The 12,356-nt window shown below is 68.0% G+C and carries 11 protein-coding genes; 7 read left to right on the top strand and 4 right to left on the bottom strand.

All coding sequences use genetic code 11. The annotated features are described in order from the left end of the window. Window positions 1–2 precede the first annotated feature (2 nt). The 3 genes from modC to modA form a co-directional block, all read right to left on the bottom strand. Window positions 3–1,103: a molybdenum ABC transporter ATP-binding protein gene (gene modC, locus ACSQ3Q_RS07065; protein WP_436133691.1), complete on the bottom strand. Its 1,101-nt coding sequence runs from the start codon at window positions 1,101–1,103 to the stop codon at window positions 3–5. Further along, window positions 1,103–1,783: a molybdate ABC transporter permease subunit gene (modB, locus tag ACSQ3Q_RS07070; RefSeq protein WP_436133692.1), complete on the bottom strand. Its 681-nt coding sequence runs from the start codon at window positions 1,781–1,783 to the stop codon at window positions 1,103–1,105. Before modB ends, modC begins: the two co-directional genes overlap by 1 nt. A gap of 155 nt (window positions 1,784–1,938) precedes the next feature. Beyond that, a complete protein-coding gene (gene modA / locus ACSQ3Q_RS07075) occupies window positions 1,939–2,718 on the bottom strand; it encodes a molybdate ABC transporter substrate-binding protein (protein WP_436133693.1) in 780 nt (259 codons plus the stop codon). 271 nt (window positions 2,719–2,989) lie between these two features. Between modA and ACSQ3Q_RS07080 the strand changes: the two genes are divergently transcribed. Next, window positions 2,990–3,805 carry a TOBE domain-containing protein gene (locus ACSQ3Q_RS07080; RefSeq protein ID WP_436133694.1) on the top strand — a complete coding sequence of 272 codons (816 nt, stop codon included), beginning with the start codon at window positions 2,990–2,992 and terminating at the stop codon, window positions 3,803–3,805. A 185-nt stretch (window positions 3,806–3,990) separates the two neighbouring features. Here ACSQ3Q_RS07080 and ACSQ3Q_RS07085 read toward each other — a convergent pair whose 3' ends face one another. Beyond that, window positions 3,991–5,145 carry a helix-turn-helix domain-containing protein gene (locus ACSQ3Q_RS07085; RefSeq protein WP_436133695.1) on the bottom strand — a complete coding sequence of 385 codons (1,155 nt, stop codon included), beginning with the start codon at window positions 5,143–5,145 and terminating at the stop codon, window positions 3,991–3,993. 243 nt (window positions 5,146–5,388) lie between these two features. Between ACSQ3Q_RS07085 and ACSQ3Q_RS07090 the strand changes: the two genes are divergently transcribed. From ACSQ3Q_RS07090 to ACSQ3Q_RS07115, 6 genes are all read left to right on the top strand, one after another. Next, a complete protein-coding gene (locus ACSQ3Q_RS07090; RefSeq protein WP_436133696.1) occupies window positions 5,389–5,859 on the top strand; it encodes a (2Fe-2S)-binding protein in 471 nt (156 codons plus the stop codon). Window positions 5,860–5,880: 21 nt separating this feature from the next. After that, window positions 5,881–8,268 carry a xanthine dehydrogenase family protein molybdopterin-binding subunit gene (locus ACSQ3Q_RS07095; protein WP_436133697.1) on the top strand — a complete coding sequence of 796 codons (2,388 nt, stop codon included), beginning with the start codon at window positions 5,881–5,883 and terminating at the stop codon, window positions 8,266–8,268. A gap of 155 nt (window positions 8,269–8,423) precedes the next feature. Next, window positions 8,424–9,215: an FAD binding domain-containing protein gene (locus tag ACSQ3Q_RS07100; protein WP_436133698.1), complete on the top strand. Its 792-nt coding sequence runs from the start codon at window positions 8,424–8,426 to the stop codon at window positions 9,213–9,215. 108 nt (window positions 9,216–9,323) lie between these two features. Then, entirely contained in the window at window positions 9,324–10,250 is a 927-nt protein-coding gene (locus ACSQ3Q_RS07105) for an AAA family ATPase (protein WP_436133699.1), read from the top strand. Between the two features lie 11 nt (window positions 10,251–10,261). Beyond that, window positions 10,262–11,482, top strand: a complete 1,221-nt coding sequence (locus ACSQ3Q_RS07110; protein WP_436133700.1) for a vWA domain-containing protein — start codon at window positions 10,262–10,264, stop codon at window positions 11,480–11,482. Window positions 11,483–11,658: 176 nt separating this feature from the next. Then, complete coding sequence (locus ACSQ3Q_RS07115; RefSeq protein WP_436133701.1) at window positions 11,659–12,321, top strand: CoxG family protein; 663 nt, start codon at window positions 11,659–11,661, stop codon at window positions 12,319–12,321. Window positions 12,322–12,356 lie beyond the last annotated feature (35 nt).

Consider the following 12,356-nt stretch of genomic DNA (forward strand, 5'->3'; position numbering starts at 1 on the left):
GCTCAGTTGACGATGGCGACGCCCTTCACCTGCGCGTAGACCGGCGTGCCCGGCGCGAGCCCGAGCGCTGTGGCCGAGCGCTGCGTGACCCGCGCCAACAGCCGCGTGGGGCCCGCGTCCAGCGCCACCATCAGCTGGCCAGGGCTGTCCTCGGCCCATGCGGCTACGGTGGCGGGCAGGATGTTGAGGATGCTGCTGTCGGCGGGCGGCGAAAGCGCCAGGCTCACGTCGCGGGCCTGTATGCGCAGGCGGACCGGCTCCCCTGCGGCACGGGCCCGTGGGCTCACGAGCAGCAACTGCCCGCCGCCGAAGGCGATGGTGGTCACGTGGTCGTGCGCGTCATGGTGCAGGACCTGGCCTTCGATCACCGTGGCGGCCGAGTCGCCATGGGCCAGGGGCAGGTCGAGCCGCACGATGAGTTCTGGCGTGGTCCCCTGGGCCAGCACGCGGCCGTTGTCCATCAGCACCATGTGGGTGGCCAGCCGCGCCACCTCATCGATGGAGTGGCTCACGTACAGAACGGGGATGTCGAGCGTGCGGTGCAGCGTCTCCAGGTAGGGCAGCACCTCGGCCTTGCGCTGTGCGTCCAGCGCGGCCAAAGGCTCGTCCATGAGCAGCAGGCGCGGGCTGGTGGCCAGGGCGCGCGCAATCGCCACGCGCTGGCGCTCGCCGCCCGACAGGGCGTCGGGCTTGCGCTCCATCAACGCGCCAATGCCCAGGAGTTCGACTGCCTGCTCCAGCGCCACCTGGCGCCGCGCGGGCGGTGTGCGGGCCAGGCCGTAGGCAATGTTGCCGCGCACAGTCAGGTGGTCGAACAGGCTGGCCTCCTGGAACACATAGCCCAGGGCGCGTTCGTGTGTGGCGCGCCAGATGCGGCGGGCGTCGTCCTGCCAGACCTCGCCGTTGACCTCCACACGGGCCTGCTGGGCGCGGGTGAGGCCGGCGATCGCGCGCAGGCAGGTGGTCTTGCCGCAGCCCGAGGGGCCGAACAGCGCGGTCACGCCACGCCCGGGCAGGTGCAGGTCCACATCCAGCGCGAAGCCGGGGCGCGCCAGGTGCAGGCGGGCACTGATCTGGGGGGCGGCGGTTTGGCTTGCGTGCATCACGGCACCATCGACGCCCGGCGCCGCGTGAGGTTCAGGCCCAGCAACACCACAAACGAAAAGACCACCATGCCAGCGGCCAGCCAATGCGCCTGCGTGTATTCCAGCGCCTCGACGTGGTCGTAAATCTGCACCGACACCACCCGCGTCACGCCGGGGATGTTGCCGCCCAGCATGAGCACCACGCCAAACTCGCCCACGGTGTGCGCAAAGCTCAGGATCGCCGCGGTGATGAAGCCCGGCCGGGCCAGCGGCAGCGCCACGGTAAAGAACCGGTCCAGCGGGCCGGCGCCCAGCGTGGCCGCAGCTTCCAGCGGACGCTGGCCGATGCTTTCAAACGCGTGCTGCAGCGGCTGCACCGCAAACGGCAGCGAGTAAATCAGCGAGCCTGCGACCAGTCCCCAGAAGGTGAAGGGCAGCGTGCCCAGCCCCAGCCCTTGGGTGATCTGCCCGATCGGGCCATGGGGCCCCAGGGTCACCAGCAGGTAAAACCCGATGACGGTGGGCGGCAGCACCAGTGGCAGCGCCACTACCGCCGCTACCGGCCCGCGCCAGCGCGAGGGCGTGTGCGCCAGCCACCACGCCAGCGGCGTGCACAGCACCAGGAGCAGCACCATGGTCGTGCCTGCAAGGCGCAGCGTGAGTCCGATGGCCGCGAGATCGGCGTTGGAAAAGGGCATGGGGTTATGAACGGGCGGGGTTCAGATCACGGAGGGCCGTGCTGAGCGACGAATACAACTCAACGCGGCTATCCTGCACTGTGCCCGGCCCATACAGTGGGGCACGGTCCGTAAGCGTGCGCAACGGCGTTTGAGGCATTTGAACGGCCACTCCTTCAGAACCCATACCCATAGCCTTTGATGATGGCGCGCGCCTTGTCTCCGCGCAGGTATTTGAGCAGCGCTGCCGCCGCAGCGCTGTCCTTGCCGGGCAGGAGCAGCGCGGCATCCTGGCGGATCGGGTCGTGCAACTGGGAAGGGACTTGCCAGGCCGATCCTTGCGCGACCTTGCCGTCCACCATCACCTGCGACAGCGCCACAAAACCCAGCGGTGCGTTGCCGGTGGACACGAACTGAAAGGTCTGCGCGATGTTCTCGCCCTGTACGAGGCGCGGTTGCAGCCGGGCCGCGACGCCGAGTTTGTCCATGGCTTGCACGGCGGCCAGGCCGTAGGGCGCCAGCTTGGGGTTGGCGATGGCCAGGTGTTTGAAGTCTCCGGTCTGGAGCACGGCACCCTGTGCGTCCACATAGCCGGGTTGCGCGCTCCACAGCACCAGCGCGCCGATGGCGTAGGTAAAGCCTGCGTTGGCGACGGCCTTGCCCTCGCGCTCGAGCCTTGCGGGCGTGGTGTCGTCGGCCGCCAGCAGCACCTGGAACGGCGCGCCGTGCGTGATCTGCGCGTAGAACTTGCCCGTCGCACCGAACGACAGCTCGGCCTTGTGGCCGGTGTCGGCCTCAAAGGCCGCGGCGATCTTCTGCATGGGCGCCGTGAAGTTGGCGGCCACCGCGACCGACACGGTGTCGGCATGGGCGCAGGGTGCGCAGAGTGTGGCCAACGCGGCCAGGCCCCAGCCAGTCACTGCGCTGAATGAACTTGCGGAAATGTTTCGGGCCATGGTGCTGAGTGGCAGGCGCTATTCAAAAATGGAATAGCGCAGAGTATAGGCAGCTTCGGAAGGCGCCTCTGCTCTGCAGCAGGCAGGAATGTCCGCCAGCGCAGCGGCTGGTGGGCTTGTCCATGGAATACTCGTGCGATGGCCGAACGGCTCGCGTTTGCTGTCTTCCAACGCTTCTCACTACCCTGTCCGCCGATCTCCCTACGCTCTGCGCAATACGCGACCCCACTGCCGCACGCCTCTGCGATCCAGATCCTGCCCCACTTCAACCATGTCTGCATCCATCTCCCTGTCTGGCGCCCTGGGCCACGCCCTTACCGACAAGCGCATCGACATCCTGCGGCAGATTGGCGACACGGGCTCCATCTCGCAGGCCGCCCGGGTGGTGGGCGTGAGCTACAAGGCGGCGTGGCAGGCGGTGGACACGCTCACCAACCTGGCCGGCACGCCGCTGGTGGCGCGGGCCGTGGGCGGGGCGGGCGGTGGCGGCGCGCGGCTGACCGAGGCTGGCCAGCAGCTGCTGACTGCCGCCGACGCCATGGCCCAGGCGCGGGGTGCGGTGCTCTCGCGCTGGCAGGCCACGCCGCACGCTGGCCCTGCGCTGGCACGGCTGGCCGTGCGCACCAGCATGCGCAACCAGTGGCCTTGTGTGGTGCAGCGGCTGGAGGTGCTGGGGCAGATCGTGCGGGTGCACCTGGCGTTCGAGGCCGAGGTGCTGGCCGATGCGCCCACGTCGGCGCCCACCGTACTCGCCTCGCGCATCACGCGCGAAAGTGCCGAGCTGCTGGGGTTGGAGCCTGGGCTGGTGGTGCAGGCGCTGTGCAAGGCCACGGCGGTGCGGGTGGAGCGTGCGGGCAGCCCGCGCACCGCGACGCGAGTGCAGAGCGCAGAGGCGGGCCGCTTTCGCTTGGCCGCCAAGGCTGTGCGCGTGGTGCGTGGTGACTCGGGCGACGAAGTCTCGGCCGAACTCGCAGCCGGTGTGCAGATGGTGGGTTTTGCCGCGCCCGGCAGCGGACTGCGCGCGGGCAGCCGGGTGGAGCTGCTGGTGGACGACAACGCGGTGGTGCTGGCACTCGCAGAGGTCTGACCGAGCCCTGCATCAGGCCAGTCGTCAGCAGGAAAACACCGTTTGCTATTGTTTTTATAGCTTAAGGCGCTTATGTATCAAGCGCTAGGCCCTGTTTTTATTCAAATTTTGACCTGGCGCCAGCTCCGAATCCCATCGCGCTGAGCCAAAACCGCTGATCACTGCCGCGCCGGACGGCCGCCTCCTCAATGCCCCTTGGGTGCCCCCAGCTTGCGGTACACCGTGGCGCGGCTGATGCCCAGGGCTCGTGCGGCTTCGGCCACGTTGCCGCGTGCGTCCTGCACAGCGCGGCGGATGAGGGCGGTCTCGGCTTCGCGCAGCGGTGCCGGCGCGGCGGCGATCAGCGGCGGTGCCGCACTGCCTTGTGGCCAGGCACTGCGGGGCGCCGGTTGGTGGGGCCGCTGGGCCAGACCGGACAACCGCAGGCCCGACCACAGCGGGAGGTCGATCGGCGCGGGCATTCCGCCACGCGCCCGGGCAGCATCAAAGAGCTGCGGCCAGGGCAGGGCCACCAGGTCGCTGCAGTGTCGCAAGCTGCCGGGCGGGCACAGCGGCAGGGGCAGCAGTTGGCGGGCCAGGCTGTTGCAGCCCAGCACATAGCCGTCGGCGTCCAGCACCAGCAGCCCATCGGCTTCGCTGCCCAGTGTGCTGCCGGGCCAGTTCACGCGCAGCAGCAGCGCGTGGGGCAGCTGCAGCAGCAGCGCGTCTTCCATCGCGCGGGCGGAGCGGGCCACCAGGTGGCGCAGTTCGGGGCGCTCTGGCACGTCCACGCCGGTCAGGTCGAGCATGCCGATGCACTGCCCGTCGGGCCCGAACAGTGGCGCGCCTGCGCAGCTGTAGCTGCTGTTGTCGTCAAAGAAATGTTCGCCCCGGTGCAGCCACACCGGCTGCAGCTCGGCCAGCGCGGCGCCGATGGCGGTGGTGCCCACGGCGCCCTCCGACAGGTCGATGCCCACGCGGCCGATGGCACTGGCGCGCGGGTCATTGCGGTCGCAAGGGCCTTGCACGTCCACGACGATGCCGCGGGCGTCGGTGAGGATCGCAAAGTAGCGCATGCCCGCAATCGCACGGGTGAGCTGGTGCAGCACCGGGCGCGCGGCGGTCAGCAGCTGGTGGTTTTGCTCGCGGCTGCGGTGCTGGGCCGGTGCGCTCACCACATCAAACGCCACGCGCTGCGAGGGCTTCAAGCCCCGGTCCAGGCAGCGCTGCCACGAGCGCGTGATCCAAGGTTCGACGGCTGCGCGCGTGGTCAGCGTGCCGTCGTTCAGCAGCGCGCTGCGCGCCTGGGCGATGAGCGCGTGGCGGTCCTCGGCGGGTGATGGCGGTGCGGTGGCAAGCATCGGGATCCCGGTGGTGGGGCGGGGTGCAGCGCTTTTGCAAGGCGGCTGCAGCGGCGTGGCCGGATGATGCTCCGGGTGTGCGGCGCAACATGTTTCATTTTGAGAATATCCGGCGCCCGGTGCCGGGTATTCAGGGTTCTCCCTAGGGATGGGGCGGGGGGGCAGGCAGAAGATGCAGCGGCTTAGAACGTGAACACGTTCTTAGAACAGGTTCACAGCCAAACTCTTCGAGGAGACAGCCAGATGCAAGTCCAGTTCACGGTCAACGGGCGCGCGGCCAGCGTTGACGTCCCGCCCAACACCCTGCTTGTCCATGCGCTGCGAGAGCACCTGCTGCTCACCGGCACCCACGTGGGCTGCGACACCAGCCAGTGCGGCGCGTGCACCGTGCACGTCAACGGCCGCGCGGTCAAATCCTGCGCCATGCTGGCCGTGCAGGCCCAGGGCGCTGATGTGCAAACCATTGAAGGACTGGCCGCAGCGGACGGCACCATGCACCCGATGCAGGCAGCGTTCAAGGAGTGCCACGGCCTGCAGTGCGGCTTCTGCACGCCGGGCATGGTGATGAGTGCGGTGGACCTGTGCAACAGCCACCCGCACGCGAACGAAGGCGAAATCCGCGAGCTGCTCGAAGGCAACATCTGCCGCTGCACGGGCTACCAGAACATCGTGCGGGCAGTGCAAGTCGGCCAAAAAGCCATGGCCTCGGCATAACGGAAAACAAGGAGAACGACCATGGGTGCATCCGACTTTTCCAAGCTGCCGCACATCGGCGAATCGCTCAAGCGCAAGGAGGACTATCGCTTCCTCACCGGCGCCGGCCAGTACACAGACGACGTCGTACTGGCCGCGCAGAGCCATGCCGTGTTCCTGCGCTCGCCGCATGCGCATGCGCGCATCAACAGCATCAACATCGACGCTGCCAAGGCCGCGCCGGGCGTGTTGGGTGTCTTCGTCGGCACCGATGTGGCGGCCGACAACATCAACGGCCTGCCCTGCGGCTGGCTCATCACCAGCACCGACGGGCAGCCGATGAAGGAGCCGCCGCACCCCATCCTGGCGCAGGGCAAGGTGCGCTATGTGGGCGACCAGGTGGCGATGATCGTGGCCCTCACGCAGCAGCAGGCGCGCGACGCGGCCGAGCTGGTGGAGGTGGACTACGACGTGTTGCCCGCGGTGGTCAGCGTGGCCGATGCAGCAGCAGGCAAGGTGGCAGGCGCAGGCCTGCACGATGCTGCGGCCGACAACCACTGCTACAAGTGGGCCATCGGCGACAAGGGCGCGGTGGAAGCGGCCTTTGCCAACGCGGCGCACGTCACGCAGCTCGACCTGGTCAACAACCGCCTGATCCCCAACGCCATGGAGCCGCGCACGGCCATCGGCAGCTACAGCCGTGCCAACGATGAGTACACGCTGTACGTGAGCAACCAGAACCCGCACGTGGAACGGTTGCTGATGACCGCCTTCGTGATGGGCCTGCCCGAGCACAAGGTCCGCGTGATCGCGCCCGACGTGGGCGGCGGCTTTGGCTCCAAGATCTTTTTGTATGCCGAGGATGTGTGCCTGACCTGGGCCGCCAAAAAGCTCAATCGCAACATCAAGTGGGTGGCCGACCGCAGCGAGTCCTTTCTGACGGACGCCCATGGCCGCGACCACGTGAGCCATGCCGAAATGGCGATGGACAAGGACGGCAAGTTTTTGGCCATGCGCGTGCACACCGACGCCAACATGGGCGCCTACCTCAGCACCTTTGCCAGTGCGGTGCCCACCATCCTGTATGCCACGCTGCTGGCGGGCCAGTACACCACCCCGCAGATTTATGTGGAGGTCGATGCGTGGTTCACCAACACCGCGCCGGTCGACGCCTACCGCGGCGCAGGCCGGCCCGAGGCCACCTACCTGCTCGAGCGCCTGGTCTCGCGCTGCGGCTGGGAAATGAATTTGTCGCAGGACGAAATCCGCAAGCGCAACTTCATCACCAGCTGGCCGTACCAGACGCCTGTGGCGCTGCAGTACGACGTAGGCGACTACCACGCGTGCATGACGCAAGCGCAGGAGCTGGCCGACGTGGCGGGCTTTGCGGCCCGCAAGGCAGGCAGCGAGGCCAAGGGTTTGAAACGCGGAATCGGCTACAGCAGCTACATCGAGGCCTGCGGCATTGCGCCGTCCAACATCGCAGGCGCCCTGGGTGCGCGGGCGGGTTTGTTCGAATGCGGGGAGGTGCGCGTGCATCCCACGGGCAGCGTGACGGTGTTCACCGGCTCGCACAGCCACGGCCAGGGGCACGAGACCACCTTTGCGCAGGTGGTGGCCGCGCGCCTGGGCATCCCGGTGGAGAACGTGGACATCGTGCACGGCGACACGGGCCGCGTGCCCTTCGGCATGGGCACCTACGGCTCGCGCTCCATCAGCGTGGGCGGGGCGGCCATCATGAAGGCGCTGGACAAGATCGAGGCCAAGGCCAAGAAGATCGCCGCGCATTTGATGGAGGCCAGCGACGCGGACATTGACTTTGCCAATGGCGAATTCAGCGTGCGGGGCACTGACAAAAAGATTCCGTTCGGCCAGGTGTCTTTGGCTGCCTACGTGCCGCACAACTACCCCTTGGACGTGCTGGAGCCGGGCCTCAACGAGACCGCGTTCTACGACCCGACCAACTTCACCTTCCCCGCAGGCACCTACATCTGCGAGGTCGAGGTGGACCCGGCCACGGGCAGCACGCGCGTGGACAAGTTCACCGCGGTGGACGACTTCGGCACCATCATCAACCCCATGATCGTGGAGGGCCAGGTGCACGGCGGCCTGGTGCAGGGCATCGGCCAGGCGCTGATGGAAAACTGCGTGTACGACCGCGAGACGGGCCAGTTGCTGACGGGCAGCTTCATGGACTACGCCATGCCGCGCGCCGATGACTTCCCCGAGTTCAAGCTGGGCCACGTATGCACGCCCTGCACGCACAACCCGCTGGGCACCAAAGGCTGCGGCGAGGCGGGTGCCATCGGGTCGCCGCCAGCGGTGATCAACGCTTTGCTCGATGCGCTGCACCCACTGGGTGTGAAGGAATTCGACATGCCCGCATCGCCGCACCGCGTGTGGGAAGCCATCCAGAACGCCCGCTCATGAAACACCCCCTGAGTCGCTTCGCGCCTTCCCCCTCAAGGGGGACGCCGCCAGCGCGGCGGGGCGGCCCTTGCGCGGCGGCCGCTCGCCTTCGCTGCGCGCTTTTCTCCGGTTGTGAGCCTTTGCGGGCGCAGCTTGAAAACTGACAGGAGTTCGATATGTACGCCTTCACCTTTGAAAACCCATCCTCCACCGCTGCCGCCGCGCAGCTCATCGCCCAGGGCGGCAAGCTGCTGGCGGGCGGGCAGAGCCTGCTGCCGTCGATGCGCCTGCGGCTGGCCAACCCCGAGAAGATCGTCGATTTGAACAACATCGCCGAGCTGGCCGGCATCCGCCGCGAGGGCAACACGCTGGTCATCGGCGCCATGACGCGCCACATGGACGTGGCCAACAGTGCGGACGTGAAAGCCGCCATCCCCGGGCTGGCCGACCTGGCCGCGCACATCGGCGACCGGCAGGTGCGTGCACGCGGCACGCTGGGCGGGTCGGTGGCCAACAACGACCCTGCGGCTTGCTACCCCAGCGCGGTGCTGGGCCTGGGTGCGACGCTGATCACGAACCAGCGCGAGATTGCGGCGGATGATTTTTTTGTGGGCATGTACACCACCGCGCTGGAAGAGGGCGAGATCCTCACCGCGATCCGCTTTCCGATTCCGAAGCGCGCGAAGTACCTGAAGTTCAAGCAGGCGGCGTCGCGCTTCGCGCTGGTGGGCGTGTTCGTCGCGCAGACGGACGGCGGCGTGCGGGTGGCTGTGACCGGCGCTGCCAGCAGCGTGTTCCGCCATGCAGGGCTGGAGGCCGCGCTCAACCAGAGCTTCACACCTGCATCGGCCGCTGGTGTGAAGATTGATGCGAGCGATTTGAACAGCGACATCCACGCCAGCGCCGCCTACCGCGCCAACCTGATCAGCGTGCAGACGCAGCGGGCCGTGGAGCAGATGTTGGGTTGATGGGTGGGCGCACACGCCACCACCGCACGGCACCTGGGGGTGGTTTTTTGAATGAAATTGCCTCCAGCGCTTGATTTATAAGCGCTTGTAGCTATCAATTACGTAGCAATGACTTCCTCCAGCGCCGCACTCATTCCGGTTTCTATCGACGCATTGGTGCAGGCCTTACAGCGCGTGGGCTACTTTGCCGACCGGCGCCTGGCCACAGCGGTGTACCTGGCGCTCAAGCTGCAGCGCCCGCTGCTGCTGGAGGGCGAACCTGGCGTAGGCAAGACCGCTTTGGCCCGTGCGCTCTCCGAGGTGCTCGCGCGCAGCCTGATCCGCCTGCAGTGCTACGACGGGCTGGAGCAACGCGAGGCGCTGTATGAATGGAACTACGCGGCCCAATTGCTGCACATGCGTGCAGCCGAGGGCCAAGGCGGGGCCGACATGGCGCAGGTGGAGCGCGAGGTGTACCAAGACCGCTACCTTATCCGCCGCCCCTTGCTGCAGGCCCTGCAGGCCCCGGCGCCGGGTGCCGTACTGCTCATCGACGAGGTGGACCGTGCCGACGAGCCTTTCGAGGCGTTCTTGCTCGAATATCTGGGCGAGTACCAGGTCAGCATTCCCGAGATCGGCACCGTGCGCGCCAGTGCCACGCCCGTCACCTTGCTCACCAGCAACCGCACGCGCGACCTGCACGACGCCGTCAAGCGCCGCTGCCTGTACCACTGGCTCGACTACCCCGACCGCGACCGCGAGCTGGCCATCGTTCGCGCCCAGGTGCCGGGCGCCAGTGCGGCGCTGGCGCTGCAGGTGGCCGACTTTGTGAACCGGTTGCGCAGCCAGCCGTTTGCCAACGCCTTTCAGCGCGCACCGGGCATTGCAGAGAGCGTGGAATGGGCCAAGGCGCTGGTGGCGCTCGACACCATCGTGGTGGACCCGGAGGTCGTGTCCGACACCGCCGGCATTTTGTTCAAGCAGCGCGAGGACGTGGCGGCGCTGACGAGCGACATGGCGGCTCAGTTGCTGCAGCCTGCCGATGCAGCCCCCTGAGGTGCGGCGCCATGGCTGAGCAGCGCGTCACCACGGTCTCCCAATTCGGCGATGCCCGCACCGGCAAGCTGGCCGACAACCTCACCGGTTTTGGTCGCACGCTGCGCCGCGCCGGGGTGCCCGTGGATGCCGCGCGCATGGCGCTGGCGCAGCAGGCCGTGATGCTGGTGGGCGTGGGACGAGACGACTTTGGCGCCGCGCTGGAGTCGGTGCTGATCAGCCGCGAGCAGGACCGGCAGGTGTTCCGCGAGCTGTTCCATGCCTACTTCAAGAACCCCGCCATCGCGCAAAAGCTGCTCGCGCAGATGTTGCCCAGCGCCGAGACCAAAGCCGAACCTGCCAAGCGCCGCCCGCGCGTGAGCGAGGCCCTGGCCCCGGTGCGTGCGGCGCGCAACGCCCCGCCCGCGAGGGAGGACGAAAAGATCGACTTCGACGCCGCGATGACGGCCAGCGACCGGCAGCGCCTGCACCATGCGGATTTCAACCAGCTGTCGGCCAGCGAGTACCTGCTGGTAGAACGCCTGGCGCGCGACATGGCCTTGCCGCTGCCGCACTACGCGGCCCGCCGCACGCGCCCCGGCGTGCGTGGCAGCCGCCCGCACTGGCCCGGCGCCATGCAGCAGGCCGCGCGCACCGGCGGCGAGCTGTTGACCCTGCCGCGCCTGCAGCGCCGCCAGCAGCCGCTTCCCTTGCTGGTGCTGGTGGACGTGTCGGGCTCCATGGAGCGCTACGCGCGGCTGCTGCTGGCCTTTTTGCACGCCGCCACGGCGCCCCGCCATGCGGGGGCCGGCCTGCGGCGCGACGTGTTCGCGTTCGGCACGGGCCTGACCGACCTCACGCCCGCTTTTCGCTTGGCCGACACCGACGCCATGCTGGAAGTGGCCGGCCAGTCGATTGCCGACTTTGCTGGCGGCACACGCATGGGCGACAGCCTGGCCGCGCTGCGCCTGCAGCATGCGCGGCGCCTGGTGGGGCGGCGCACGCTGGTGCTGTTGATCAGCGACGGCCTGGACACCGGCACGCCCCAAGTGCTGGAGCGCGAGCTGGGCTGGCTGCGCCGCCACAGCGGCCGCCTGCTGTGGCTCAACCCGCTGCTGCGCTTTGACGGCTATGCACCCACTGCGCGCGGCGCGGCGGCGCTGCACCGGCAGGCGCACGGCATGCTGGCGGTGCACAACCTGGCGCGGCTGCAGGACCTGGCCGGCAGCCTGGCGGCGCTATTGCGGCAGTGAGGGTTTGGTTTGGAGCGGATGCGGTTGCCAACAAATGTCACCCCCCGTTCACGCTGAGCCTGTCGAAGCGCAGCACAGTGCTTCGACAGGCTCAGCACGAACGGTTGGTGGGGAGCTGTGCCGTGCATCCCTACAGCTTGATTTTTGAGACATGTGAACACTGAGAGGAATCCACCATGGAAATGCAAGCCAGCCGTACCCTTGCCGTGAGCCAGCAGCAGGCCTGGGACGCACTTAACGACCCCGAGGTGCTCAAGCTGTGCATCCCCGGCTGCGAGAAGGTCGAGCCCACGGGCGAGCAGCAGTACAGCGTGGCCATGGCGCTCAAGATTGGTCCGGTGTCCGCCAAGTTCGCTGGCAAGATCACGCTGTCGGACATCGTTCCGCCCGAGAGCTACACCATTGCCTTTGATGGATCGGGCGGCGTGGCCGGCTTTGGCAAGGGCAGTGCGCAGGTGCGGCTGGTGCCGCTGCCCGCCGATGCGGCTGGGCAGGACAGCTGCGAGCTGCACTACACCGTGCAGGCCACCGTGGGCGGCAAGATCGCGCAGCTGGGCCAGCGCCTGATCGACGGTGCCGCCAAGGGCATGGCCGAGGATTTCTTCAAGCGCTTTGACAACGAGATGCAGCGCCGCCATCCGCGTGCTGCACCTGAAGAGCCCGAGCCCGCGGCGGGTGTTGTGGGCGCCCCCGCTGTGGATGGTGCGGGTGCTGCGGTGGCGGGAGCCGGCGCGCTGGCGGCCACCGCCGGTGAGGGCAATCCCCCCAGCGGGATTCCGGTTTGGGTGTGGGTGGTCGGCGCGGGGGCGCTGGTGCTGTTAGCGTTGTGGATGAACTGAAGCCTCCCCAAGTCGCCTCGCGAAATGAACTGGTG

The organism is Acidovorax sp. LjRoot129, assembly GCF_964253765.1.
GTDB lineage: Bacteria > Pseudomonadota > Gammaproteobacteria > Burkholderiales > Burkholderiaceae_C > Acidovorax.

What these genes read in the sequence shown, in the direction of transcription:
- ACSQ3Q_RS07100 (WP_436133698.1), top strand. Translation starts at nt 8,424, where the DNA reads ATGTACGCCTTCACCTTTGAAAACCCATCCTCCACCGCTGCCGCCGCG.
- ACSQ3Q_RS07090 (WP_436133696.1), top strand. Translation starts at nt 5,389, where the DNA reads ATGCAAGTCCAGTTCACGGTCAACGGGCGCGCGGCCAGCGTTGACGTC.
- ACSQ3Q_RS07110 (WP_436133700.1), top strand. Translation starts at nt 10,262, where the DNA reads ATGGCTGAGCAGCGCGTCACCACGGTCTCCCAATTCGGCGATGCCCGC.
- ACSQ3Q_RS07085 (WP_436133695.1), bottom strand. Translation starts at nt 5,145, where the DNA reads ATGCTTGCCACCGCACCGCCATCACCCGCCGAGGACCGCCACGCGCTC.
- ACSQ3Q_RS07095 (WP_436133697.1), top strand. Translation starts at nt 5,881, where the DNA reads ATGGGTGCATCCGACTTTTCCAAGCTGCCGCACATCGGCGAATCGCTC.
- modC (WP_436133691.1), bottom strand. Translation starts at nt 1,103, where the DNA reads ATGCACGCAAGCCAAACCGCCGCCCCCCAGATCAGTGCCCGCCTGCAC.
- ACSQ3Q_RS07080 (WP_436133694.1), top strand. Translation starts at nt 2,990, where the DNA reads ATGTCTGCATCCATCTCCCTGTCTGGCGCCCTGGGCCACGCCCTTACC.
- modB (WP_436133692.1), bottom strand. Translation starts at nt 1,783, where the DNA reads ATGCCCTTTTCCAACGCCGATCTCGCGGCCATCGGACTCACGCTGCGC.
- modA (WP_436133693.1), bottom strand. Translation starts at nt 2,718, where the DNA reads ATGGCCCGAAACATTTCCGCAAGTTCATTCAGCGCAGTGACTGGCTGG.
- ACSQ3Q_RS07105 (WP_436133699.1), top strand. Translation starts at nt 9,324, where the DNA reads ATGACTTCCTCCAGCGCCGCACTCATTCCGGTTTCTATCGACGCATTG.
- ACSQ3Q_RS07115 (WP_436133701.1), top strand. Translation starts at nt 11,659, where the DNA reads ATGGAAATGCAAGCCAGCCGTACCCTTGCCGTGAGCCAGCAGCAGGCC.